General features: G+C 66.5%; 19 protein-coding genes and 1 pseudogene. 5 read left to right on the top strand and 15 right to left on the bottom strand.

What is annotated here, in order from left to right:
• Positions 1-48: 48 nt before the first annotated feature.
• Positions 49-1,209 (top strand): Fic family protein, encoded by a 1,161-nt coding sequence (locus QSJ95_RS05715; RefSeq protein ID WP_285640715.1) that lies wholly within the window; start codon positions 49-51, stop codon positions 1,207-1,209.
• A gap of 4 nt (positions 1,210-1,213) precedes the next feature.
• Here QSJ95_RS05715 and QSJ95_RS05710 read toward each other — a convergent pair.
• The 4 genes and pseudogenes from QSJ95_RS05710 to QSJ95_RS05695 form a co-directional block, all read right to left on the bottom strand.
• A pseudogene (locus tag QSJ95_RS05710) lies at positions 1,214-1,638 on the bottom strand (type II toxin-antitoxin system VapC family toxin).
• On the bottom strand, positions 1,638-1,892 hold the full coding sequence (locus QSJ95_RS05705; protein WP_043270302.1) for a type II toxin-antitoxin system Phd/YefM family antitoxin: 255 nt from the start codon (positions 1,890-1,892) through the stop codon (positions 1,638-1,640). Before QSJ95_RS05705 ends, QSJ95_RS05710 begins: the two are co-directional and overlap by 1 nt.
• 148 nt (positions 1,893-2,040) lie before the next feature.
• Positions 2,041-2,445, bottom strand: a complete 405-nt coding sequence (locus QSJ95_RS05700) for a type II toxin-antitoxin system HicB family antitoxin (protein ID WP_043319209.1) — start codon at positions 2,443-2,445, stop codon at positions 2,041-2,043.
• A gap of 32 nt (positions 2,446-2,477) precedes the next feature.
• Positions 2,478-2,660 (bottom strand): type II toxin-antitoxin system HicA family toxin, encoded by a 183-nt coding sequence (locus QSJ95_RS05695; protein WP_009615522.1) that lies wholly within the window; start codon positions 2,658-2,660, stop codon positions 2,478-2,480.
• Positions 2,661-3,118: 458 nt separating this feature from the next.
• Here QSJ95_RS05695 and QSJ95_RS05690 point away from each other — a divergent pair, with 458 nt between their 5' ends.
• Positions 3,119-3,424 carry a BRO-N domain-containing protein gene (locus tag QSJ95_RS05690; protein WP_285640711.1) on the top strand — a complete coding sequence of 102 codons (306 nt, stop codon included), beginning with the start codon at positions 3,119-3,121 and terminating at the stop codon, positions 3,422-3,424.
• A gap of 493 nt (positions 3,425-3,917) precedes the next feature.
• Here QSJ95_RS05690 and QSJ95_RS05685 read toward each other — a convergent pair whose 3' ends face one another.
• Positions 3,918-4,076: a YqaE/Pmp3 family membrane protein gene (locus QSJ95_RS05685; RefSeq protein ID WP_009615518.1), complete on the bottom strand. Its 159-nt coding sequence runs from the start codon at positions 4,074-4,076 to the stop codon at positions 3,918-3,920.
• A 355-nt stretch (positions 4,077-4,431) separates the two neighbouring features.
• On the opposite strand from QSJ95_RS05685, the gene putA reads away from it, so the two are divergent.
• Positions 4,432-8,367, top strand: a complete 3,936-nt coding sequence (putA, locus tag QSJ95_RS05680; protein WP_285640703.1) for a trifunctional transcriptional regulator/proline dehydrogenase/L-glutamate gamma-semialdehyde dehydrogenase — start codon at positions 4,432-4,434, stop codon at positions 8,365-8,367.
• A gap of 199 nt (positions 8,368-8,566) precedes the next feature.
• Here putA and QSJ95_RS05675 read toward each other — a convergent pair whose 3' ends face one another.
• Genes QSJ95_RS05675 through QSJ95_RS05665 form a run of 3 tightly spaced genes read right to left on the bottom strand, consistent with a single transcriptional unit; the run spans position 8,567 to position 11,810 of the window.
• On the bottom strand, positions 8,567-9,916 hold the full coding sequence (locus QSJ95_RS05675; protein ID WP_043319203.1) for a glutamine synthetase family protein: 1,350 nt from the start codon (positions 9,914-9,916) through the stop codon (positions 8,567-8,569).
• A 36-nt stretch (positions 9,917-9,952) separates the two neighbouring features.
• Positions 9,953-10,501, bottom strand: coding sequence for a helix-turn-helix domain-containing protein (locus QSJ95_RS05670; protein ID WP_043319201.1), 549 nt, complete (start codon positions 10,499-10,501; stop codon positions 9,953-9,955).
• 19 nt (positions 10,502-10,520) lie between these two features.
• Positions 10,521-11,810 (bottom strand): NAD(P)/FAD-dependent oxidoreductase, encoded by a 1,290-nt coding sequence (locus QSJ95_RS05665; protein ID WP_009615510.1) that lies wholly within the window; start codon positions 11,808-11,810, stop codon positions 10,521-10,523.
• A gap of 227 nt (positions 11,811-12,037) precedes the next feature.
• On the opposite strand from QSJ95_RS05665, the gene QSJ95_RS05660 reads away from it, so the two are divergent.
• Positions 12,038-12,739 carry a transcriptional regulator FNR gene (locus QSJ95_RS05660; RefSeq protein ID WP_009615508.1) on the top strand — a complete coding sequence of 234 codons (702 nt, stop codon included), beginning with the start codon at positions 12,038-12,040 and terminating at the stop codon, positions 12,737-12,739.
• A gap of 325 nt (positions 12,740-13,064) precedes the next feature.
• On the opposite strand, the gene QSJ95_RS05655 is transcribed toward QSJ95_RS05660, so the two are convergent.
• Positions 13,065-13,766 carry an MOSC domain-containing protein gene (locus QSJ95_RS05655; RefSeq protein WP_043319196.1) on the bottom strand — a complete coding sequence of 234 codons (702 nt, stop codon included), beginning with the start codon at positions 13,764-13,766 and terminating at the stop codon, positions 13,065-13,067.
• A 100-nt stretch (positions 13,767-13,866) separates the two neighbouring features.
• Between QSJ95_RS05655 and QSJ95_RS05650 the strand changes: the two genes are divergently transcribed.
• Positions 13,867-14,757: a LysR family transcriptional regulator gene (locus tag QSJ95_RS05650; RefSeq protein WP_043319194.1), complete on the top strand. Its 891-nt coding sequence runs from the start codon at positions 13,867-13,869 to the stop codon at positions 14,755-14,757.
• Positions 14,758-15,428: 671 nt separating this feature from the next.
• Here QSJ95_RS05650 and QSJ95_RS05645 read toward each other — a convergent pair.
• From QSJ95_RS05645 to QSJ95_RS05620, 6 genes are all read right to left on the bottom strand, one after another.
• Complete coding sequence (locus tag QSJ95_RS05645) at positions 15,429-17,207, bottom strand: acyl-CoA dehydrogenase C-terminal domain-containing protein (RefSeq protein WP_043319192.1); 1,779 nt, start codon at positions 17,205-17,207, stop codon at positions 15,429-15,431.
• A 218-nt stretch (positions 17,208-17,425) separates the two neighbouring features.
• Positions 17,426-19,222: an acyl-CoA dehydrogenase C-terminal domain-containing protein gene (locus QSJ95_RS05640; protein ID WP_285640698.1), complete on the bottom strand. Its 1,797-nt coding sequence runs from the start codon at positions 19,220-19,222 to the stop codon at positions 17,426-17,428.
• 169 nt (positions 19,223-19,391) lie between these two features.
• Positions 19,392-19,712, bottom strand: coding sequence for a helix-turn-helix domain-containing protein (locus tag QSJ95_RS05635; protein ID WP_043269347.1), 321 nt, complete (start codon positions 19,710-19,712; stop codon positions 19,392-19,394).
• Positions 19,713-19,787: 75 nt separating this feature from the next.
• Positions 19,788-19,982: a hypothetical protein gene (locus QSJ95_RS05630; protein WP_285640694.1), complete on the bottom strand. Its 195-nt coding sequence runs from the start codon at positions 19,980-19,982 to the stop codon at positions 19,788-19,790.
• 174 nt (positions 19,983-20,156) lie between these two features.
• Positions 20,157-21,962 (bottom strand): phenylacyl-CoA dehydrogenase, encoded by a 1,806-nt coding sequence (locus tag QSJ95_RS05625; RefSeq protein WP_043319187.1) that lies wholly within the window; start codon positions 21,960-21,962, stop codon positions 20,157-20,159.
• Between the two features lie 304 nt (positions 21,963-22,266).
• On the bottom strand, positions 22,267-22,494 hold the full coding sequence (locus tag QSJ95_RS05620; RefSeq protein WP_009615495.1) for a hypothetical protein: 228 nt from the start codon (positions 22,492-22,494) through the stop codon (positions 22,267-22,269).
• Positions 22,495-22,520: the final 26 nt, after the last annotated feature.

The raw sequence follows: 22,520 nt of genomic DNA, 5'->3' as shown, positions 1-22,520 counted from the left end.
GAGCCGAATAATCCATTTATTCGGCTCACCGCCCCTGGAAGACTTGCCATGAACGAGCCCCTCTGGATCTGGCAGCAGCCTGACTGGCCGGATTTCCGCTGGCAGGCCGAGCGTCTCGCGCCGCTACTACGCAGTTGCGCCCAGGCCCAGGGGCGTCTGCTGGGCATGGCTGGGACGATCGATGCCGGCAGTGATGCGGAGAATGCGCTGGATGCCTTGTTGCAGAACATCGTCACCAGTTCCGCCATCGAGGGCGAGCAGTTGAATGTCGAGTCAGTACGTTCCTCTCTGGCGCGGCGGCTGGGCCTGGAGAGTGGCGGGCGCGGTACGCCGCGCTCTGAGGGCCTGGCCGAGTTGATGCTGGATGCCACGCGCGGCCATGCCCAGCCGCTGACGCTGGAGCGCCTGCTGCATTGGCACCGCCTGCTTTTTCCACTGAGCGACACCTCTCCACATGCTCGAATCCACGTCGGCGATCTGCGGGGCGACGAGCCAATGCAGGTGGTCTCTGGCCGGCTCGACCGGCCCACGGTGCATTTCGAGGCACCGCCACGCGCGGGGCTGGAAGTGCAGCTTCTGGCCTTTCTCGACTGGTTCGCCAGCAGCCGCGCCGATGCCGCTCTGGACCCACTGCTGCGAGCCGGCATCGCGCACTTCTGGTTCGTGACCCTGCATCCCTTCGATGATGGTAACGGGCGGCTGACTCGCGCCATCACCGACCTGGCCCTGGCTCAAGGCGAGCAGCAGGCTATCCGCTTCTATGCCATGTCCGCCAGCATTCTCGAGGATAGGCGCGGCTACTACCGGATACTGGAAAGCAGCCAGAAGGCTTCGCTCGATATCACCGCCTGGCTGGAGTGGTTCCTGGCCACCCTGCTGAAAAGCCTGGAGCAGGCGCTGGCACGTATCGACCGGGTTCTGGGCAAGGCGCGCTTCTGGCAGGCGCACCGCGAGCAGGCGCTTTCAGCCGAACAGCTGAAGGTGCTCAACCGCCTGCTCGATGGCGATCTGCTGGGCGAGCGCGGCGGGTTCGAGCAAGGCATCAGCGCCGCCCAGTACCAGGCCGTGGCGAAGGTTTCCAAGGCAACCGCAACCCGCCATCTGGGCGACCTGCTCGACAAGGGTTGCCTGGTCCGCCTGCCAGGCGGCGGGCGCAGCACTCGCTACCAGATCAATTGGCCTGCCTCGTCCTTGCCTGTAAGAAAATAAGCCTCTATTGCATCGCTTCCCACGGATTGAGGATAGGCACTCCTGTCGCTTCGAAATCAGCCACATTGCGAGTGACTACCGTCATGCCATGAACAAGGGCCGTCGCGGCAATGAGCGCGTCACGCTCGCCTCGCTTGTCGGGCACGTGCAGCCGGGCGCAGCGTTGCGCCACCGCTGTATCGATTGGCAATGTTCGTCCAGAGAACTCCGGCAACAATGTTGCTCCAGCCACGCACGCAGCAAGGCCCCTTGGGTGGCGTCTTTTCGCTCAATCGGCAGAACACCGAGCTTCAGTTCCATGATGGCGATGGCAGACATGAAAAGCTCGGCGGCATCGACGCTTTCACTCCATGCCGCAACGTTCGGGTCAGCTTTGCCGGCCCGAACCTTTCGCAGTTCAGACACCACATTGGTGTCGAGAACGCACATCATGAGAAGTCAGCCGGTTGGGTGCCGATGGTCACACGTGGTGCTTCAAACTCGATATCCGCAACGTCCGGCATAGCCAGAGAGTCGGCAATGTTGCGGCGCTGCTTCGTAAGCCGCTGGTATTCCTCGATGCTCAACAACACATGAGCGGGCTTGCCGCGATCCGTGATGAACACCGGCCCCTGCTTGGCCGCCTTCTTTGCGCGGGTAACATCCTGGTTAAGTTCTCGACTGGATAGGGTTGTGATGGTCATGGCGGTACCTCCAGCATCTCTGGATAGCTCGCACAATCGATTCATGAAATGAGCCGAATAATCTGTTTATTCGGCTCACCCTCCCAAAAGGGCTTGCCATGCACTCTTCGCGCCCCGCGAAAAGCCACCTGATTGCGCAGCGTCTGGCTCAGCTCGAAGACAACTCACGCAGCGCGGCGGTAGCCAGGAAGCCGGAGCGGGAGGCGTAGCGATGGTCGCGCTTCACGCGTTCGTCGATGCGTTGCAGGAGGTTTTCCGGGAGGCTGGCGTTGAAGCGCACGGCCTTGCCCAGGTAGGGGGTGACGTCGAAGTCGACCACCGCCCAGACACCGCCGGCGTAGTCGGGGTTGCCCATGTGGGTGTCCACTTCCTGGGCTTGCGGGAGCGTCTCGCCGTCGGCCACCAGGCCTTCGAAGTGCAGGGCCAGGGCTTCCTGGACGTTTTCCAGCGCCTGGCTGACGGTGCCGCCGGCGGAGAAGCAGCCAGGCACGTCAGGGATGGTCACGCCGTAATCCGAGTCGGCGTCCTTGTGCAGAACCACGGGGAATTTCATGTTGATGCCCTCCTCCTGGGCTGACGGCCGACTCATCGCAGGCCGGCCTGGCGCAGAATGCTGTTCACGGTCCCGATCGGCAGGTTGCTCCTGGGGTGGGGAACCGTCACCCGCCCCTTCTTGGTGAAATGCCGGAACTGGTGATGACTGCCTTTCACCTCAACCAGGAACCAGCCATCCGCCCGGATCAACTCCATGATTTCTCGACTGCGCATCGTCCCTCCGCCCAGCCTTGTTGTGTATGCTACACACCAAGACCGTGATTATCTACACACACTACACACCCGAATTTCGACCTTGCCGTCAGGCGCTCCGCCGCAATTGAAGAGCGCCGAGGCTTTGGACGGTGCGAGGGGGTTGGCGGGAGCTGAAAACAGGGAAGTTTCCTGCGAGGCATTGGCGTTGCCGTCTTACAAGACGGCTGCGTAGCGTTCCACCTGCCACGGATCAGACGTGGCCAGGTGTGGAATCCTGCTAGCAACCATCGCAATACACGCCATAGCGGAGTTCTTCGGCGTTCACCGAACGATCTTCGGCTGTCTATGGCGGGCCGTGCGAGGCGGGCTTTTGCCCGACCGGTTGGTTGCTTCCGGGATTCCACCCTTGCACGGTCCGCCTCCCTTCTCCGGATTGCCTGGGTGGCGGCTTCTTCGATGCAGCAAGGAGCGACAGCATGACCCTTTCTTCTACTTCCGATTCCGTTCTCGTCCCTTCGGTTTTCCTGCGCCATCGACGGCCCCTGCGGGCGGTGCTGATCGAGAACCAGGCGTGGTTCGTCGGGCGTGACCTGGCGCGGTTGACCAACAGCCATGTGTCCACGCGGGTTATCCACAAACTGGACGCCGATCAGCAGCGGTTCGAGTGCCTGCAGGTGGCCGGCGGCGAGGTGACGCGTGAGTGGCTGGTCAGCGAGAGCGGCGTGTATGCGCTGCTGATGGTGCATTTCTATCACCCGGAGAACCGGGGCTTGCGGCAGTAGTTGAGCAATGAGGTGGTGCCGGCGCTGCGGGATGCGCGGCAGGGTGATCCGGATTTGCCGCGGCGAAGGGTGAAGCGGGTGCAGGGGCAGCAGTTGAGCGTGCTGGATTGGCAGGGGAAATTGTGGGTGCGGTTTGGGGATGCGGTGGGGTTGATGGAGCGGGAGGTTCGGCGGGAGTCGTAGGGTTGGGTGGTATGCATGGTGATGGGTATCGCTGCGCTCAACGCCATCCTACGAGGTCAAGGTTGGCTCTGGTGCCGTCGGTGGTTTGGGTTCCCTCTCCCCAGCCCTCTCCCTGAAGGGAGAGGGGCTTGTTCGTGCCGAGAGGGGGACCGGCTTCAGTCGGTAACTTTCGGTGTTGCCGGCTGACTCCAGAGCGCCAGCGTCTGCCCAACGGTCCCCTCTCCCTTCAGGGCGGGGCGCGCAGCCGAGGGTTAGGGAGAGGGCTACCGAACGCCACCCCGGCGGCGACACCCCGGCCATGCAGCAGCCCTCACCGCTTCGCAATGATGTAAACCGCATGCACGATGCCCGGGATGTACCCCAGCAGCGTCAGCAGGATGTTCAGCCAGAACGCCCCGCCGAAGCCGACCTGGAGGAACACGCCCAGGGGCGGGAGGATGATGGCGATGAGGATGCGGATCAGGTCCATGGCGGGTGCTCCTTGTAACTGTGGCTACTGACACCAGCATCGACCACGGCCGCTTCGCTGGCGTTCAATCCTTTTGCGGGCCATGGTTGCGGGCAGGACCAGGCCGCTGCGTACCGAAAAGGTGCAACCCCGCTCCCGCCCCAGCGCGCAGATGCCCGCTCTCCTAAAATGCAAGGCAAGGTCCGCTTCTTGCAGCGATCGCCGGGCATCCGCTGCATCCGCCGGCAGGGTCACCTTTCTACACAGTCCGTCGAGTTCGACCAATGGCTGGTTGCACCTGGTTGCACCTTTGTCGTCCGGCGTTTAAATTCTCGCCACATTTCCGCCGTGCCCACTTTCAATAACAGGTACAACCATGGCCACCACCACCCTTGGCGTGAAGCTGGACGACGCCACCCGTGAACGTCTGAAGCAAGCCGCCCAAGCCATCGAGCGCACGCCGCACTGGATCATCAAGCAGGCGATCTTCAACTATCTGGAGCAGATCGAGGGTGGTCTCTCCCCCGCCGCGCAGTCCGGCCTGGCCGCCGCGGCCGGCGAGGAATCGCTGGAGGCGCTGAACGAGCAGGGCCTGCAGGTGTTCCTGGACTTCGCCGAAAGCATCCTGCCGCAGTCGGTGCTGCGCGCCGCCATCACCTCCGCCTACCGCCGCCCGGAAACCGAAGCGCTGCCGATGCTGCTGGAGCAGGCCCGCCTGCCGCAGGACAAGGCCGAGGCCGCCAACAAGATGGCCCTGGGCATCGCCGAGAAGCTGCGCAACCAGAAGAGCGCCGGCGGCCGCCAGGGCCTGGTGCAGGGCCTGCTGCAGGAGTTCTCGCTGTCGTCCCAGGAGGGCGTGGCGCTGATGTGCCTGGCCGAGGCGCTGCTGCGCATTCCGGACAAGGCCACCCGCGACGCGCTGATCCGCGACAAGATCAGCAACGGCAACTGGAGCCAGCACCTGGGCCAGAGCCCGTCGATGTTCGTCAACGCCGCCTCCTGGGGCCTGCTGATCACCGGCAAGCTGGTGTCCACCCACACCGAAGCGGGCATGACCTCCTCGCTCAACCGCATCATCGGCAAGAGTGGCGAGCCGCTGATCCGCAAGGGCGTGGACATGGCCATGCGCCTGATGGGCGAGCAGTTCGTCACCGGCGAGACCATCGGCGAGGCCCTGGCCAACGCCGCGAACATGGAAAGCCGCGGCTTCCGCTATTCCTACGACATGCTCGGCGAAGCCGCACTCACCGACGAGGACGCCAAGCGCTACCTGGCCTCCTACGAGCAGGCCATCCACGCCATCGGCAAAGCCTCCCACGGCCGCGGCATCTACGAAGGCCCGGGCATCTCCATCAAGCTCTCGGCGCTGCACCCGCGCTACAGCCGCGCGCAGTACGACCGGGTGATGGACGAGCTGTACCCGACCCTGCTGGGCCTGACGCAGATGGCCAAGCAGTACGACATCGGCATCAACATCGACGCCGAGGAAGCCGACCGCCTGGAAATCTCCCTCGACCTGCTGGAGCGCCTATGCTTCGAGCCGTCGCTGAGCGGCTGGAACGGCATCGGCTTCGTCATCCAGGCCTACCAGAAGCGCTGCCCTTACGTGATCGACTACGTGATCGACCTGGCCAAGCGCAGCCGCCACCGCCTGATGATCCGCCTGGTGAAGGGCGCCTACTGGGACAGCGAGATCAAGCTGGCCCAGGTCAACGGCCTGGAGGGCTACCCGGTCTACACCCGCAAGCCCTACACCGACGTTTCCTACATCGCCTGCGCGCGCAAGCTGCTGGCGGTGCCGGAGGCCATCTACCCGCAGTTCGCCACCCACAACGCCCATTCGCTGTCGGCCATCTACCAGATCGCCGGGCAGAACTACTACCCCGGCCAGTACGAGTTCCAGTGCCTGCACGGCATGGGCGAGCCGCTGTACGAGCAGGTGGTGGGCAAGGTCGCCGACGGCAAGTTCAACCGCCCATGCCGCATCTACGCCCCGGTGGGCAGCCACGAGACGCTGCTGGCCTACCTGGTGCGCCGCCTGCTGGAAAACGGCGCCAACACCAGCTTCGTCAACCGCATCGCCGACCACAGCATCTCCCTGCAGGACCTGGTGACCGACCCGGTGCAGCAGGTCGAGCAGATGGCCGCCCAGGAAGGCACCCTCGGCCTGCCGCACCCGCGCATCCCGCTGCCGCGTGACCTCTACGGCGAAGGCCGGGCCAACTCCGCCGGCCTGGACCTGGCCAACGAACACCGCCTGGGCTCGCTCTCCTCGGCGCTGCTGACCAGCACCAACCAGGCCTACGTCGCCCAGCCGGTGCTCGGCGGCGAAGCCCCGGCGCCCGCCGCGGCCGAGCCGGTGAAGAACCCGGCCGACCACCGCGACATCGTCGGCCAGGTACACGAGGCCAGCGAGGCGGATGTGAACAACGCCCTGCTCAGCGCCCAGGCCAGCGGGCCGATCTGGCAGTCCACCCTGCCGGAAGAGCGCGCCGCCGTGCTGGAGCGTGCCGCCGACCAGATGGAAGGCGAGATGCAGCAGTTGATGGGCCTGCTGGTGCGCGAATCCGGCAAGACCTTCGCCAACGCCATCGCCGAGGTGCGCGAGGCAGTGGACTTCCTGCGCTACTACGCGGCCCAGGCCCGTACCTTCTCCAACGACAGCCACCGCCCGCTGGGCCCGGTGGTGTGCATCAGCCCGTGGAACTTCCCGCTGGCGATCTTCAGCGGCCAGGTGGCCGCCGCCCTGGCCGCCGGCAACACCGTGCTGGCCAAGCCGGCCGAGCAGACCCCGCTGATCGCCGCCCAGGCCGTGCGCATCCTGCTCGAAGCCGGCGTGCCGGCCGGCGTGCTGCAGCTGCTGCCGGGCCGCGGCGAAACCGTTGGCGCCCGCCTGGTCGGCGACGAACGCGTGCGCGGCGTGATGTTCACTGGCTCCACCGAGGTGGCCGGCATCCTCCAGCGCAACATCGCCGGCCGCCTGGATGCCCAGGGCCGCGCCATTCCGCTGATCGCCGAGACCGGCGGGATGAACGCGATGATCGTCGACTCCTCGGCGCTGGCCGAGCAGGTGGTGGTGGACGTGATCAACTCCGCCTTCGACAGCGCCGGCCAGCGCTGCTCGGCCCTGCGCGTACTGTGCGTGCAGGCCGACGTGGCCGACCGCGTGGTGCAGATGCTCAAGGGCGCCATGGCCGAATACACAATCGGCTCGCCGGAGCACCTGAACGTGGACATCGGCCCGGTGATCGACGCCGAGGCCAAGGGCAACATAGACCGCCACATCCAGGCCATGCGCGACAAGGGCCGCAAGGTCTTCCAGGCCGCGCGGGTGAACGGCGACGCGCTCAAGCGCGGCACCTTCGTGGTGCCGACGCTGATCGAGCTGGACAGCTTCGACGAGCTCAAGCGCGAAATCTTCGGCCCGGTGCTGCACCTGGTGCGCTACGAGCGCTCCGACCTGGACCAGCTGCTGGCGCAGATCAACGCCTCCGGCTACGGCCTGACCCTCGGCGTGCACACCCGCATCGACGAGACCATCAGCCAGGTGGTGGGCAACGCCCACGTCGGCAACCTGTACGTGAACCGCAACATCGTCGGCGCCGTGGTCGGCGTGCAGCCCTTCGGCGGCGAAGGCCTGTCCGGCACCGGGCCGAAGGCCGGCGGCCCGCTGTACCTGTTCCGCCTGCTGTCGACCCGCCCGCGCGATGCGGTGGCCAGGCAGTTGGCCGGCGACAACGTGCAGGCCCTGCCGCGCCCGGCTGAGCGCGAGAAGGCCCTGCAAGCCCTGCGCGACTGGGCGGCCAAGCAGGAGCCGGAACTGGCGAAGGTGGCGGACGAGTTCGCCAGCCTGGCGCAGAGCTACGCCTGCCACGTGCTGACCGGCCCGACCGGCGAGCGCAACACCTACACCCTGCTGCCGCGCGAGCACGTGCTGAACATTGCCGAGGAGCGTGCCGACCTGCTGGTGCAACTGGCCGCCACCCTGGCGGTGGGCAGCCTGGCGGTATGGCCGGCAAGCCAGCGCGAGCTGCGCGACAGCCTGCCGAAGGAAGTGCAGAAGCGTATCGAACTGGTCAACGACTGGACCGCCGCCGAAGCCGCCTTCGACGCCATCCTGCACCACGGCGATTCCGACCAGCTGCGCGAGGTGTGCGAACAGGCTGCCAAGCGCAAGGGCGCCATCGTCGGCGTGCACGGCCTGGGCAAGGGTGAAACCGACGTACCGCTGGAACGCCTGCTGGTGGAGCACGCCCTGAGCGTGAACACCGCGGCCGCCGGCGGCAACGCCAGCCTGATGACCATCGGCTGATGCGACGGCGGCGGCCCTACCCGGCCGCCGCCAGCGACACCCGCGCCCTTGCGGCGCGAACCGCGCTACCGCCCTCGTCGAGGGGGCTACCCGCCCGGCAGCGCGGCTTTCCCTCCAGGCATTCCATGCCTTGCGTCCACCCAAACGGCGGACGCCGCGGCGGGGCTACCCTCCCCGCCGCTTCCTTGAATACCGGTTCCTACAGGAACCAGCGGTATTCGCGCGCACTGACTTCGTCCATGAATTCCAGATGGTCGTGGCGCTTGTTCTCGCAGTAGACGAAGACGAACTCGCTGCCGAGCCCTTCCTTCACTATCGGGTGGTTCTCCATGGCCGCCACCGCGCCGAGCATGTCGCGGGGGAAGTCGATGCCGCTGTCGCGGTCTTCGTTCAGCGGGGCGATGGGCTCCTTGCCCGCTTCCAGGCCGTATTCCATGCCGGTGAGAATGGCCGCCAGCACCAGGTAAGGGTTGGCATCTGCGCCAGCCAGGCGGTGCTCGATGCGCAGGTTCCGGCCGTCGGACTCGGGGATGCGGATGCACGCGTCGCGGTCTTCGAAGCCCCAGCTAGCCTTGCTCGCCGCGTTCACCCGGGAGCCGTAGCGGCGGTAGGCGTTGTGGTTGGCGGCGAAGATCGGCATGCAGTGCGGCAGCAGTTCCAGGCAGCCGGCCACGGCGTGGCGCAGCGGACGCTGGCCCTCGCCGTCGAGCAGGTTGCGGCCGTCGCGGTCGTACAGGCTGACGTGGACGTGCATGCCGCTGCCCGGCGCGTGCAGGTAGGGCTTGCTCATGAAGCTGGCGCGGTGCCCGTGCTTAAGCGCCACGCCACGGGTGGCGCGGGTGAACAGCGCGGCCTGGTCGGCGGCGTGCAGGCCGTCCTCGCAGTGGGCGAAGTTGATCTCGAACTGGCCCGGGCCGATCTCGGCGGTGATGACGTTGGCGTCCACGCCCTGCTCGCGCGAGGCTTCGACGATTTCATGCAGCACATCGGAGAAGCGCGACAGGCGCTCGATGTGCATGTTCGGCTGGTCGTCCTCGTCGTCGCACAGCGGGTCGCGCGGGTACTGCGGCAGGCCGTCCTTGAGCTTCCTGTCGAACAGGTAGAACTCCAGCTCGAAGGCCACCACCGGGCGGATGCCCTTGCCTTCCAGGCGCTTGAGCACGCGCGCCAGCACTTCCCGCGGTTCGAACTCGATGGGCGCCTCGGTGCCGTCGGAGCTGATGATCATCTGCCCCAGCGGCTGGCTCTCCCAGCGCACCGGCTTGAGCGTGCCGGGGATCAGCCGGCGCGGCGCGTCCGGGTCGCCGTCGTTGAAGCAGTAGTCGCCGATCGGGTGCAGGCCGCCCTGCACGCCCAGCAGCACGCAGTTCTGCGGCAGCTTCAGGGGCGAGCCGGCGGCGACTTTCTCCAGCATGTCCACCGGGTAGCGCTTGCCGTAGAAGTGCCCGGGGATGTCCAGGCAGATCAGGTCGACGTAGCGCACGTCCGGGTTCTGGGCGCGGAAGGCGCGTACTTCGCTGAGCAGGTCGGGGAAGGTTTGGCGGTTCATCTTCTTGGTGCCTGTGTCGGGCGCGGCCGGATGCCTTCAGGTGAAGATCCAGAGCACCCTCGTTGGTTTGTCTGTCAGGTTGCCGTAGCGGAATTTCGCGTGCGGCGGCAGCTGGAAGCTGTCGTTGGGGTAAAGGGTGACGGTCTCGTCCTGGTACCAGAGGGTCAGTTCGCCCTCCAGCACGAAGCCGCCCTGTTCGGAGCTGTCGTTGAGGTGGTCCTCGCCGCTGGTGGCGCCGGGGGCGAGGATGCTGTCGAGCATCGAGAAGCCACCGGACATGTTCGGCGAGGCGAGGATGTCGGTGATGCCGCCGGCGTAGTACAGCGTGCGGCGGTCGGCCGGGCGCGTCACCCAGGCCAGCTCGCGCGCCGGCCCTTCGGCGTAGAAATAGGTGGTCGGCACGCCGAGGGCTTCGCTGATGGCGGTGAGGTCGGCCACGGTGGGGCGCGACAGGCCGCGCTCGACCTGGGAGAGGAAGCCCACCGAGCGGCCGATGCGCTCGGCCAGGGCGCCGAGGGTCAGGTTCTTGTGCTTGCGCAGGTCGCGGATGAGGGTCGCGAGGTGTTCGTTCTGGTGTTCTTGCATAGGCGCTGTCCGGCTCGGTTCAGAAGAAGTCCCGCAAGCGATACCAGGCTTTGCCGACGGCTTCCAGTGGCGCGGCGAAGCGCTGGCCGCCGGGGAAGCCGGGATTGCTCAGGCGCTGGTACAGGTCGAGCTCCTCGCTGCGCCCCAGCATCGCCTGGCTGACCGCGTGGGCAGCGGCCAGGCTGGGCAGCACGCCGTGCCCGGAATAGCCCTGCAGCCAGTAGAGGTCGCCGCGGCGGCCGATGTCCGGGGTACGCCGCATGCTGCAGTCGATGTGCCCGCCCCAGGCGTATTCCAGCTCCACCCCGCGCAGTTGCGGGAACACCCGCTCGACGTAGGGCCGGGTGGCGGCGCGGATGTCCGAGGGCATTCCGCCCAGGTAGGTGCAGCCGCCGCCGAACAGCAGGCGGTGGTCGGGGGTGAGGCGGAAGTAGTCGAGGACGAACTGGTTGTCGGTGACGCAGCAGTTCTTCGGCAGCAGCGAGTGCGCAAGCTCCGCGCCCAGCGGCGCGGTGGCGACCTGGTAGGTGCCCACCGGCAGGATGCGCGCGGAGACTTCCTTGTCCAGGCCGTCGATGTAGGCGTTGCAGGCCAGCACCAGGGCGGCGCAGCGGATGCTGCCGTGCTCGGTCTCGACGAGATAGCCGTTGCCCTGCTCGCTGTAGCGCAGCGCGCGGGTCTGCTCGAAGATGCGCCCGCCGGCCTTCTCCAGCGCGCCGGCGAGGCCGTAGGCCAGTTTCAGCGGGTTGAGGTGCGCGGAGTTCGGGTCGTACAGGCCGGCCAGGTAGCGTTCGCTGGCGATCCACTGCGGCAGCTCGGCGCGGGAAACCATCTGCAGGCCTTCGTAGCCCCAGCGGCGCGCAGCCTCGCCCTGCCACTCTTCGAGCATGCCGACGCGGCGCGGCAACACGGCGGTCCACAGGTGGCCGACGCGGTAGTCGCAGTCGAAGCCGTGGCGCTGCGGCAGGTCGCGCATTTCCCGCGCGGCCCAGAGCATGCCCTGCCACAGGCGCAGGGCGCCTTCATGGCCGAGGTCGGCCTCGATCGGCCCGAGGTCGCTGGACCAGCCCGGCAGCGCCTGGCCGCCGTTGCGCCCGGAGGCCGCCCAGGCGATGCGGCTGGCCTCGATGACGCAGACCTGGCGGCCGCCTTCGGCCAGTTGCAGCGCGGTGTGCAGGCCGCTGAAGCCGGCGCCGATCACCAGCACCTCGACCTCCAGCGCATCCGTCAGCTGCGCGCGGGGCTGCAGCAATTCCGGGTTGGCGGCGGCGTAGTAGGTGCCGACGGGCTGGCTGGATTGCAGGAACATGGCGGCCTCGTGAAATTGTCATGTTTGTTTTTCATGAAAACTAACACAACTAATTTCATGAAGCCAGCCCGGCACAAATCCACAGCGACCCGCGGCAGCCCAGCCAGGGGGAAGCCGGACCGTGCGCGCGGGATGACAGACGCCCATCTGTTGCTATGTTCTTAGGAGATAAAAAGGCCGCCGGACGCGGTTCGGTCGGGCGTACAGGGGATAACCGGATGAATCGGATGCTGAAGCCGCAGCCTTATTGCAAGAATTGCCGACTGGCACCGCCCACCCTCAGCGACGACAAGCTCCAGGAGCTGGAAGCCCTCATCAAGCCCGGCCACCTGCTGCACAAGGGCGACCACCTGTTCCGCCAGGGCGACGCCTTCCACAACGTCTACCTGGTGCGGTCCGGCTCGCTGAAGACAGTGACCACCAACGAGCAGGGCCTGGAGAAGATCACCGGCTTCTATTACGCCAACGAGATCTTCGGCTTCTCCGGCATGGACGAGGGCCGCTACCCGGTGTCGGCCATCGCCCTGGAAAGCACCCTGTGCAGCGAGATTCCCTTCGACCAACTGGAGCTGCTGTCACAGCAGATTCCCGGGCTGTCGCACCAGCTGCTGCTGATGATGAGCCGCAAGATCCGCGAGGACCAGCAGATGAAGCTGCTGCTCTCGCGGCTCAACGCCGACTCGCGGATCGCCGCCTTCCTGCTGAACATCTCCGCGCACTTCCGCGAGCGCGGCTTCTCCGCCCTGCGCTTTCGCCTGAGCATGTCGCGCCACGAGATCGGCGACTACCTGGGGCTGGCGGTGGAGACCGTGTCGCGCAGCTTCACCCGCCTGCAGAAGAACGGCCTGTTGCGGGTCAACGGGCGGGAGACGGAGATCGTCGACTTCACCGAGCTGTGCGCGCTGGCGGGCGGCGAGATCGAACTCTGAAGCCCTGTCTTTCCCTCGTAGGATGGGTTGAGCCTGCGAAACCCATGCGGTCATTGGCGATGGGTATCGCTCCGCTCAACCCATCCTACGGTGCGTGTTCGCCTGAGGGTGTAAGCGGGCCCTGCCCGCGATTCGCGCGCAGGGCGCGCTCCTACATGGGCTACGCCATGGCTGGTGCAGCGTAGGAGCGGATTCATCCGCGATGCGGCCGGCAGGCCGCCGCCGGTCCCGGGGCAGAACGCCCCGGCCGGGAATAAAAGCCGCCCCGATGGACCAAAACGACGTCCGGGGGCGGGCGCGAGGCAGGTTGTGGGCAGCCGCCGCGTCAGGCGGGGCCGCTGCCCAGGCATTCAGGGCCCTGCAGGCGGGCCGTCCAGTCTTCCACCACGCCACTGGCCAGGCGTTGCGCGGCGGTCTTGCGCCAGCGCAGCGAGAGCGCGTCGCACGCCATCATCTGACGCAGGCCGCAACGCTCCAGCGGTTCGCCGAAGTACCAGCGCAACAGGCTGGCGACGCTCAGCTGCGGGTAGTGCCGCTGCACCAGCTCCAGCGGCGCGGCGGCGCTGACCATGCCGGCGCGGCGCACCCGGTAGAACCAGCCGCAGCGGCCCTGCTGCTGCAACTCCAGCGGCAGTTCCGGGAGGTTCCAGCGGCGCCCCAGGCGGTAGCACGGCGAGCGCGGCTGGCTGACCTCGATCAGCGCATCGCCCCAGCGGAACAGGTCGCCGATGCACACATCCGCCTCGCTGACGCCGAAGGTCGAGAGGTTCTCGCCGAAGGCCGGTTGCTGCCAGCGCTGTTGCGGGTGCTGCTTGCGCCAGTGGCGGTAGTGCTCGGCCGGGTAGTGGTGCAGCGCGCGGTCGAGGCCGCCGTGGTGGCGCAGGTCGGCCTGTTCGTCGCCGGGCAGGCCTTCGCTGCCCAGCCAGACTTCTTCGCGGCTTTCCAGCTTGTCGATGGCGCTGACCAGGCCGCCCCAGCACTCTTCGACTTTGCCTATGAAAACACCCTGGATGACGATGCCTTCCACCTTTGTCTACCCGTCTGCAGCAGCGGACAGGCACTAGACTAGAGCCTCGGATAGGCTCCTATCCATTTCGATTTTCCAGTTTCGTTGATAAGCCAAGCTTATGGATTTCCGCCAGCTCCGCTATTTCGTCGCGCTCTACGAGGAAGGCCACGTCGGCCGCGCCGCCGAGCGCCTGGCCCTGTCGCAGCCGGCGCTGTCGCAGCAGATCCGCCAACTGGAGCGGAGCCTGGACGTGGCCCTGTTCCAGCGCGTCGGCAAGCGCCTGGTGCCGACAGTGGCGGCACACACGCTGTACAACCATGCCGTGCCCCTGCTCGAAGGCCTGGAGCGCGCCCACGAGGCCCTGCGCGGCTTCCGCGGCCAGGCCGCGCGCAGCCTGGCCATCGGCGTGCTGCAGACGGTCAACGCCAGCCTGGTGCCCTATCTGGTGGAGCGCCTGCACGCCGCGCAGCCGCATTTGCAGGTGCGCATCTACGAGCTGTCCGGGGTGGAGATCGAACGCCGGCTGCTGGCCGGGCAGTTGGACATCGGCATCGGCTTCCTGCCGCCGCGCCAGCCGGCGCTGCACGGTGTGGAGCTGTACCCGGACGAGTTGCAACTGGTGATCCCCGCCGACCACCCGCTGCGCGAGTTCAAGAAGGTGTCCCTGGCCCAGGCCGCGGAGCTGCCGATGCTGCTGCTCGGCGAGGAATTCCGCGCCCGGCAGATCTGGCAGGAACAACTGGCCGCCATCGGCCGCCGGCCGCGGGTGCAGGCCGAGCTGAACCACATGAGCGGCATCCTCGACAGCCTGCCCCACAGCCGCTTCGCCACGGTGCTGCCGGGCCGTGCGCGGCAACTGCACAGCAACCGCGACCTGCTGTGGAAGCCGTTGAGCGAGCCGCGCATTCCGCTGAGCGTGGGGCTGGTCTACCGCGATGCGCAGCGCCAGCACAGCACCGTGGAGCTGCTGCGCTCGTTGCTGGAAGGCGTGGTGCAGAGTTTTTCGTAGGCGCACCGGTCTTGCAGGCCGCGCCAGAGTGCTCTTCGTAGGATGGGTTGAGCCTTGGCGAAACCCATGCGGTCGTGGCGATGGGTATCGCTTCGCTCAACACCATCCTACGGGGCGTTGTGTTTGCCGGAGGGCGTAGGATCTCATCCGCGCCATTCCCCTTGTAGGAGCGCGCCCTGCGCGCGAGTCGCGGGCAGGGCCCGCTCCTACAGGTTGCCGGGAGGCACGGTATTCCTCCCCCGTAGGAGCGGACCTTGTCCGCGATAGCCGGGCGTCCCGGCGCGGATCGCGGATGAGATCTCCTACGCCGCCCCACCCGCACCGTCCCCCTGTAGGAGCGCGCCCTGCGTGCGAATCGCGGGCAGGGCCCGCTACAGTTGGCCGGGCAGGAAAAATCGCAGGCAAAAGAAAACCCCGCCTTGCGAGCGGGGTTTTGCAGACCGATATCCTGACGTCCGTGCTGGCCACCGTCCGTGGTGGAATCCCTTTCTTTCCGTTTTGTCGTCGGCGCTTCCTGCGCAATGTCCTGACTGAGAAGAAGATTACCCCTCGCGCCGACGAGCCGATAGACGCCAAATGACACCACGGCGTGTAAGCCTAGGCTTACAAAACCGTTGCGCCCCTGAAACGACAAGGCCCCGCCGAAGCGGGGCCCTGTCAGGCTGAGCGACTTAGAACTGCGCAGCGTCGAGCAGGTACAGCGACTCGCTGCCGGCTTTCACCGAGGCGGTCAGGGAGTGGATGCGCGGCAGCAGGCGGGCGAAGTAGAAGCGCGCAGTGCCCAGCTTGCTGGCGTAGAAGTCGTCCTGACCTTCCTTGCCCAGCGCCGCGCGGGCCATCAGCGCCCACATGTAGGCGTAGGCGGTGTAGCCGAACACGTGCAGGTATTCGACCGAAGCCGCGCCGATCTCGTTGGGGTTGGCCTTGGCGCGGTCCAGCAGCCAGGCGGTCAGTTCTTCCAGGTTCTGCACGGCGGCGTTCAGCGGACCGGTGAACTCGGCCAGCTCGGCGCCGGCCGAGGCGGTGAAGGCGCGGATTTCGTCGCTGAACAGCTTGGCGAAGGCGCCACCGCTGCCGACGATCTTGCGGCCCACCAGGTCCAGCGCCTGGATGCCGTTGGTGCCTTCGTAGATCTGGGTGATGCGGCAGTCGCGCACCAGTTGCTCCTGGCCCCACTCACGGATGAAGCCGTGGCCGCCGAAGATCTGCTGGCCGTGCACGGTGGTTTCCAGGCCCATGTCGGTGAGGAAGGCCTTGGCCACCGGGGTCAGCAGCGCCACCAGGCTCTCGGCGCGCTGGCGCACGGCGGTGTCTTCGCTGTACTTGGCGGTGTCCAGCTGCATGGCGACGTAGCTGGAGAAGGCGCGGCCGCCCTCGTTCAGCGCCTTCATGGTCAGCAGCATGCGGCGCACGTCCGGGTGCACGATGATCGGGTCGGCGGCCTTGTCCTTGGCTACCGGGCCGGTCGGCGCGCGGCTCTGGATGCGCTCGCGGGCGTATTCCACGGCGCTCTGGTAGGAGCGCTCGCCGGTGGCCAGGCCTTGGATGCCGACGCCCAGGCGCTCGTAGTTCATCATGGTGAACATGGCCGCCAGGCCCTTGTTCGGCGCGTCGACGATCCAGCCGGTGGCGCCGTCGAAGTTCATCACGCAGGTGGCCGAGGCCTTGATGCCCATCTTGTGTTCGATGGAGCCGCAGGACACGGCGTTGCGCTCGCCCAGGGAGCCGTCCTCGTTGACCAGCACCTTGGGCACCAGGAACAGCGAGATGCCCTTGGAGCCGGCCGGCGCGTCGGGCAGCTTGGCCAGCACCAGGTGGACGATGTTCTCGGTCAGGTCGTGCTCGCCGCCGGTGATGAAGATCTTGGTGCCGCTGACCTTGTAGCTGCCGTCGGCCTGGGGCTCGGCCTTGGTGCGGATGATGCCCAGGTCGGTGCCGGCGTGGGGCTCGGTCAGGCACATGGAACCGGCCCAGGTGCCGGCGTACATGTTCGGCAGGTACTTGGCCTTGAGCTCTTCGCTGGCGTGGTTGAGCAGCGACAGGCAGGCGCCGGCGGTAAGCATCGGGTACAGGCCGAAGGACAGGTTGGCCGAGTTGACCATTTCCTCGACCTGCGCGCCTATCACCTTGGGCATGCCCATGCCGCCGAACTCCGGCGAACCGCCCACGCCCACCCAGCCGCCTTCGGCGTAGGTGCGGTAGGCCTCGGGGAAGCCGGCCGGGGTCTTCACGCCCTCGGCGCTCCAGCTGCAGCCTTCCTCGTCGCCGCTGCGGTTGAGCGGGGCGATCACGCCCGCGGTGACCTTGCCGGCTTCCTCGAGAATGGCGCCGGCGGTATCGACGTCGACGATCTCGGCCAGGCCGGGCAGTTCGGCCCAGAGCTTACTGACCTCGAAGACTTCGTTGAGGACGAATTGCATGTCGCGCAGGGGTGCTTTGTAGTCAGCCATGTTGGGAATCCTCGAGCGAAACAACGGCTGAACAAGCAGCCAGCGGTATTCAGGATAGAAGGTACGCAAGGGTACGCCGGCGGAGCTTACTCCGCAAACACTTCAGAGACATAGCGTCATGTTGTGAACGAATAATTAATTATTGGTCACAATATTTATCCACCGGACAGCCAGCGGCCCCGGCCGCCCTGGGGCAACCGGGGCCGCTGGCGCCGCGATCAGAGGGCGAACTGCTCGGCGGACAGGCGCATCAGCGTCTCGCCGCCGGCCTCCACCGCCGCCAGGTGCGCCGCGGCGCGCGGCAGCAGGCGGGCGAAGTAGAAGTCCGCGGTGGCCAGCTTGGCCTGGTAGAAGTCCGCCTCGGCGGCGCCCTCCTCCAGCTTCTGCCGGGCCACCAGGGCCATGCGCAGCCAGAAGTAGCCGAGGGTGACGTAGCCGGAGAACATCAGGTAGTCCACCGCCGCCGCGCCGACTTCGTCGGGGTTCTTCATGGCCGCCATGCCGACCTTCTGGGTCAGCTCGCCCCACTGCTTGTTCAGCGCCGCCAGCTGCGCCACCTGGGCCTTGAGCTGCGGGTGCTCGGCATTGGCCTGGCACAGCTGGTGGACCAGCTTGGTGAAGCCCAGCAGCAGCTTGCCCTGGCTGCCCAGCACCTTGCGGCCCAGCAGGTCCAGGGCCTGGATACCGTTGGTGCCTTCGTAGATCGGGGCGATGCGGCAGTCGCGCACCAGCTGCTCCATGCCCCATTCGCGAATGAAGCCGTGGCCGCCGAACACCTGCATGCCGTGGTTGGTCACCTCCAGCCCGGTGTCGGTCATGAAGGCCTTGCAGATCGGGGTGACGAAGGCCAGCAGGTTGGCCGCCTGCTCGCGCTCCTCGGCGTTGTCGGACAGGTGCTCGATGTCCAGCAACTGCGCGGTGAAGTAGGCCAGGGCGCGGTTGCCCTCGTTGAAGGCCTTCATGGTCAGCAACATGCGCCGCACGTCGGGGTGGACGATGATCGGGTCGGCCGGCTTGTCCGGCGCCTTGGGTCCGGTCAGGGCGCGCATCTGCAGGCGTTCCTGGGCGTACTTCACGGCGCCCTGGTAGCTCACTTCGCCGAGACACAGGCCCTGCATGCCGGTGCCCAGGCGCGCGTGGTTCATCATGGTGAACATGCAGGCCAGGCCCTTGTTGGCCTCGCCGATCAGGTAGCCGGTGGCGCCGTCGAAGTTCATCACGCAGGTGGCCGAGGCCTTGATGCCCATCTTGTGCTCGATGGAGCCGCAGGCCACGGCGTTGCGCACCCCGGCCTCGCCGCTGGCGTCGAGCAGGAACTTGGGCACGATGAACAGCGAGATGCCCTTGGTGCCGGCCGGCGCGTCGGGCAGCTTGGCCAGCACCAGGTGGATGATGTTCTCGCTCAGGTCGTGCTCGCCGGCGGAGATGAAGATCTTGGTGCCACTGATGGCGTAGCTGCCGTCGGCGTTGGGCACGGCGCGGGTCTTGATGATGCCCAGGTCGGTGCCGCAGTGCGGTTCGGTCAGGCACATGGTGCCGGTCCAGGTACCGGCGGTCATGCGCGGCAGGTAGGCCTGCTTCTGCTCGGCGCTGCCGTGGGCGTGGATGGCGGCCATGGCGCCCTTGGTCAGGCCGGGGTACATGGCCCAGGAGCAGTTGGCCGCGCCGATCATCTCGCTGACCAGCAGGCCGAGGGAATGCGGCAGGCCCTGGCCGCCGTAGGCCGGGTCGGAGGACACACCGTTCCAGCCGCCCTCGACGTACTGCGCGAAGGCCTCCTTGAAGCCCTTGGGCGTGGTCACCACGCCGTTGTCGAAGTGGCAGCCTTCCTCGTCGCCGGAGCGGTTCAGCGGGGCCAGCACCTGCTCGCAGAACTTGGCGCCCTCCTCGAGGATGGCGGAAACCATATCCGGGCTGGCATCGGTCGCCCCCAGGGCCTGGTAGCGGCCGGCAAAGTCGAAGACTTCGTCGATCAGGAAGCGCATGTCGCGCAGGGGTGCCTTGTACTCGGGCATGGCGGTTCTCCAGTCGGTTCGGCGCCAAAGCGGCGCGGATCAACCCCGAACCTACTGTGCGCCGGAAAGCCCCGGCAATCACTCTGCGCGCGATGAATGCGCGGCCATAACCGGCGCCTGGCCGACACTGCGGCCACACACGAAAAAGCCCGCCGGAGGGCGGGCTCGATCAGGCGAAGACTACTTCCACCCGGCCCTCACGGCGTGAGCGGGGTGCGGCCTTGACCACGATCTGCACGTCACGTCCGAGCCGGGCCAGGCAGTCGATCATCTTGGCCTCGCTGATGCCTCTGAATTTCCCACGCAACATGTCGGAAACCTTGGGTTGAGGGAGCCCGAGGATTTCCGCCGCCTGGGTCTGGGTCAAGTGGCGGGCCTTGATGATGCTGCCGATCTTGGATGCCAGCCTGGCCTTGACCTGCATCTCGCCTGCATCGGCCCTGCCGAGGTCGGCATAGACGTTGCCGCTGCCTTCTTCGAACTCAATCATTCTCTACGCTCTTCGCATGGGCTTGCGCATCCTTCAGCCTTTTCCTGATCAGCTCCAGGTCGTGCTGCGGAGTCTCTATGCCCTTGGTCGATTTCTTCTGGAAGCAGTGCAGAGCACGCCGATCCCCGAGAAGCCTTTCATCGGCTTGGCCTGGGGATGCTTGCCGCCCTCCTGCGCCTGGTGCAGGGCAAAGCCGAACACATCCTGGACATCGTCAGGCATATCCAGAAGATCCCTCTTGCTGCTGCCCATCCAGATCAACGACTTCACTGATGGCTCGGCTTCCTTGTGAATGGCCGAACGAATCTATACCCATATTGGTATAACGATCAAGCCATGCGCCAAGAAGTGCAGGCGTGGAAACGAAAACACCCTGCGAGCACTGGGCTCGCAGGGTGCTTTCTGAGCAACCCGCCATGCAGCGGGCTGACGGCAGCGGCAGGATCAGTAACCGAGGGAGAAATCTTCCTCGGCCATGTCCATCAGGTTGCCGGCGCCGGACAGCATGGCGGCGACGTGGGCGCGGGTACGCGGCAGGATGCGCTGGAAGTAGAAGCGCGCAGTCTGCAGCTTGGCCTTGTAGAAGCCCTCCTCGCTGGTGCCGGCCGCCAGTTTCTCGGCAGCCAGGCGCGCCATGTCGGCCCAGAAGTAGGCCAGGCAGGCGTAGCCGGAGAACATCAGGTAGTCCACCGAAGCGGCGCCGACTTCCTCGCGGTCCTTCATGGCGGCCATGCCGACCTTCATGGTCAGCTCGCCCCACTCCTTGTTCAGCGCGGCCAGCGGCGCGACGAATTCCTTGACGGCTTCGTTGCCTTCGTTGGCCTGGCAGAACTTGTGCACGATCTTGGTGAAGCCCTTGAGCGCCTCGCCCTGGGTCATCAGCACCTTGCGGCCCAGCAGGTCCAGCGCCTGAACGCCGGTGGTGCCTTCGTACAGCATGGAGATGCGGCTGTCGCGGACGTTCTGCTCCATGCCGTGCTCGGCGATGAAGCCGTGGCCGCCGTAGATCTGCACACCGTGGTTGGCCGCTTCGAAGCCGACTTCGGTCATGAACGCCTTGGCGATCGGGGTGAGGAAGGCCAGCATCGCGTCAGCGGCTTTCTTCTGCTCTTCGTCCTGGCTGCGCTGGACGATATCGACCTGCTTGGCGGCGAAGTACAGCATGGCGCGGTTGCCTTCGGCGAAAGCCTTGGCGGTCAGCAGCATGCGGCGCACGTCCGGGTGTACGATGATCGGGTCGGCGGCCTTTTCCGGGGCTTTCGGGCCGGTCAGCGAACGCATCTGCAGACGCTCGCGGGCGTAGGCGATGCCACCCTGGAAACCGATCTCGGCGTGGGCCAGGCCTTGCAGCGCGGTGCCCAGGCGAGCGGTGTTCATGAAGGTGAACATGCAGTTCAGGCCCTTGTTCGGCGGGCCGATCAGGAAGCCGGTGGCGGCGTCGAAGTTCATCACGCAGGTGGCGTTGCCGTGGATGCCCATCTTGTGCTCGATGGAGCCGCAGGAAACGGCGTTGCGCTCGCCTACGCCGCCTTCTGCGTTGGGCAGGAACTTCGGCACGATGAACAGCGAGATGCCCTTGGTGCCCTGCGGGGCGTCGGGCAGGCGGGCCAGCACGATGTGGACGATGTTGTCGGCCATGTCGTGTTCGCCGGCGGAGATGAAGATCTTGGTGCCGGTGACCTTGTAGGTGCCGTCGGCCTGGGGCTCGGCCTTGGTGCGCAGCATGCCCAGGTCGGTGCCGCAGTGCGGCTCGGTCAGGCACATGGTGCCGGTCCACTCGCCGGACACCAGCTTGGTCAGGTAAGTGGCCTGCTGCTCCGGGGTGCCGTGGGCGTGCAGGGTGTTCATGGCGCCGTGGGACAGGCCCGGGTACATGCCCCAGGACCAGTTGGCCTGGCCGATCATTTCGCTGATGGCCATGCCCAGGGATTCCGGCAGGCCCTGGCCGCCGTGCTCGACGTCATGGGCCAGGCTCGGCCAGCCGCCTTCGACGAATTGCTGGTAGGCCTCTTTGAAGCCGCTGGGGGTCTTCACGCCCTCGGGGCTCCAGGTGCAACCTTCCTGGTCGCCGACGCGGTTCAGCGGGGCGATCACCTGTTCGCAGAACTTGGCACCCTCTTCGAGAATGGCATTGACCATGTCCGGCGTGGCGTCCTGGGCGCCCGGCAGGTTCTGGTAGTGCGCTTCGTAGCCCAGCAGCTCGTCGCGAACGAAACGGATATCACGCAAGGGGGCCTTGTAATCAGGCATAGCGGTAAACCTCTACGAAGGGTTCTGGTTAATGGGCGACCGGTGCTTGCGGTCGCTGTACGGGAGCGTTCCCGGCCGCCCAGCCGATGCGCCGCGCGCCTCGACTCTCAAACAGGCGTTTGAAACATACGTTTACGCCCTACCCTTGTCAAGCGCGCAAACCGACCGCCCGGTCACGCGCAAGGGCACGGGCCAGAGCGCTGCATTCGCGGGTATCGATAGGGATAAGTAAAGCCCAGCCGCAGGCCGTCGACAGACGACTACCCGAAGCTGCTGAGAGGAAATTCTGAAGGGAGGAAAAGCGTCAGACGCTGATGTCGATCAGCGTCCCGAGGGTTTCGTCGGCGGTCTGCAGGACGCGGCTGGACGCCAGGGCGGCGTACTTGCTCATTTCCATGTCCACCACGGGCCGGGCGATGTCGTCCTTGGCCACGGGCTGCGCGGCCACCTGCGCGGCGGCACGGTCGACCTGCTGCAGGCCGCGCTGCAGCCCCTGCAGACCGGTACTGAATGCGTTACCGGAGATTTCCATGGTCGATCTTCCTCGCTGGAACCTGC

This window comes from Pseudomonas sp. NBRC 100443, assembly GCF_030268185.1.
Lineage (GTDB): Bacteria > Pseudomonadota > Gammaproteobacteria > Pseudomonadales > Pseudomonadaceae > Pseudomonas > Pseudomonas citronellolis.
The sequence above is the reverse complement of the archived record's forward strand: the minus strand, read 5'-3'. Positions and strand labels throughout refer to the sequence as shown.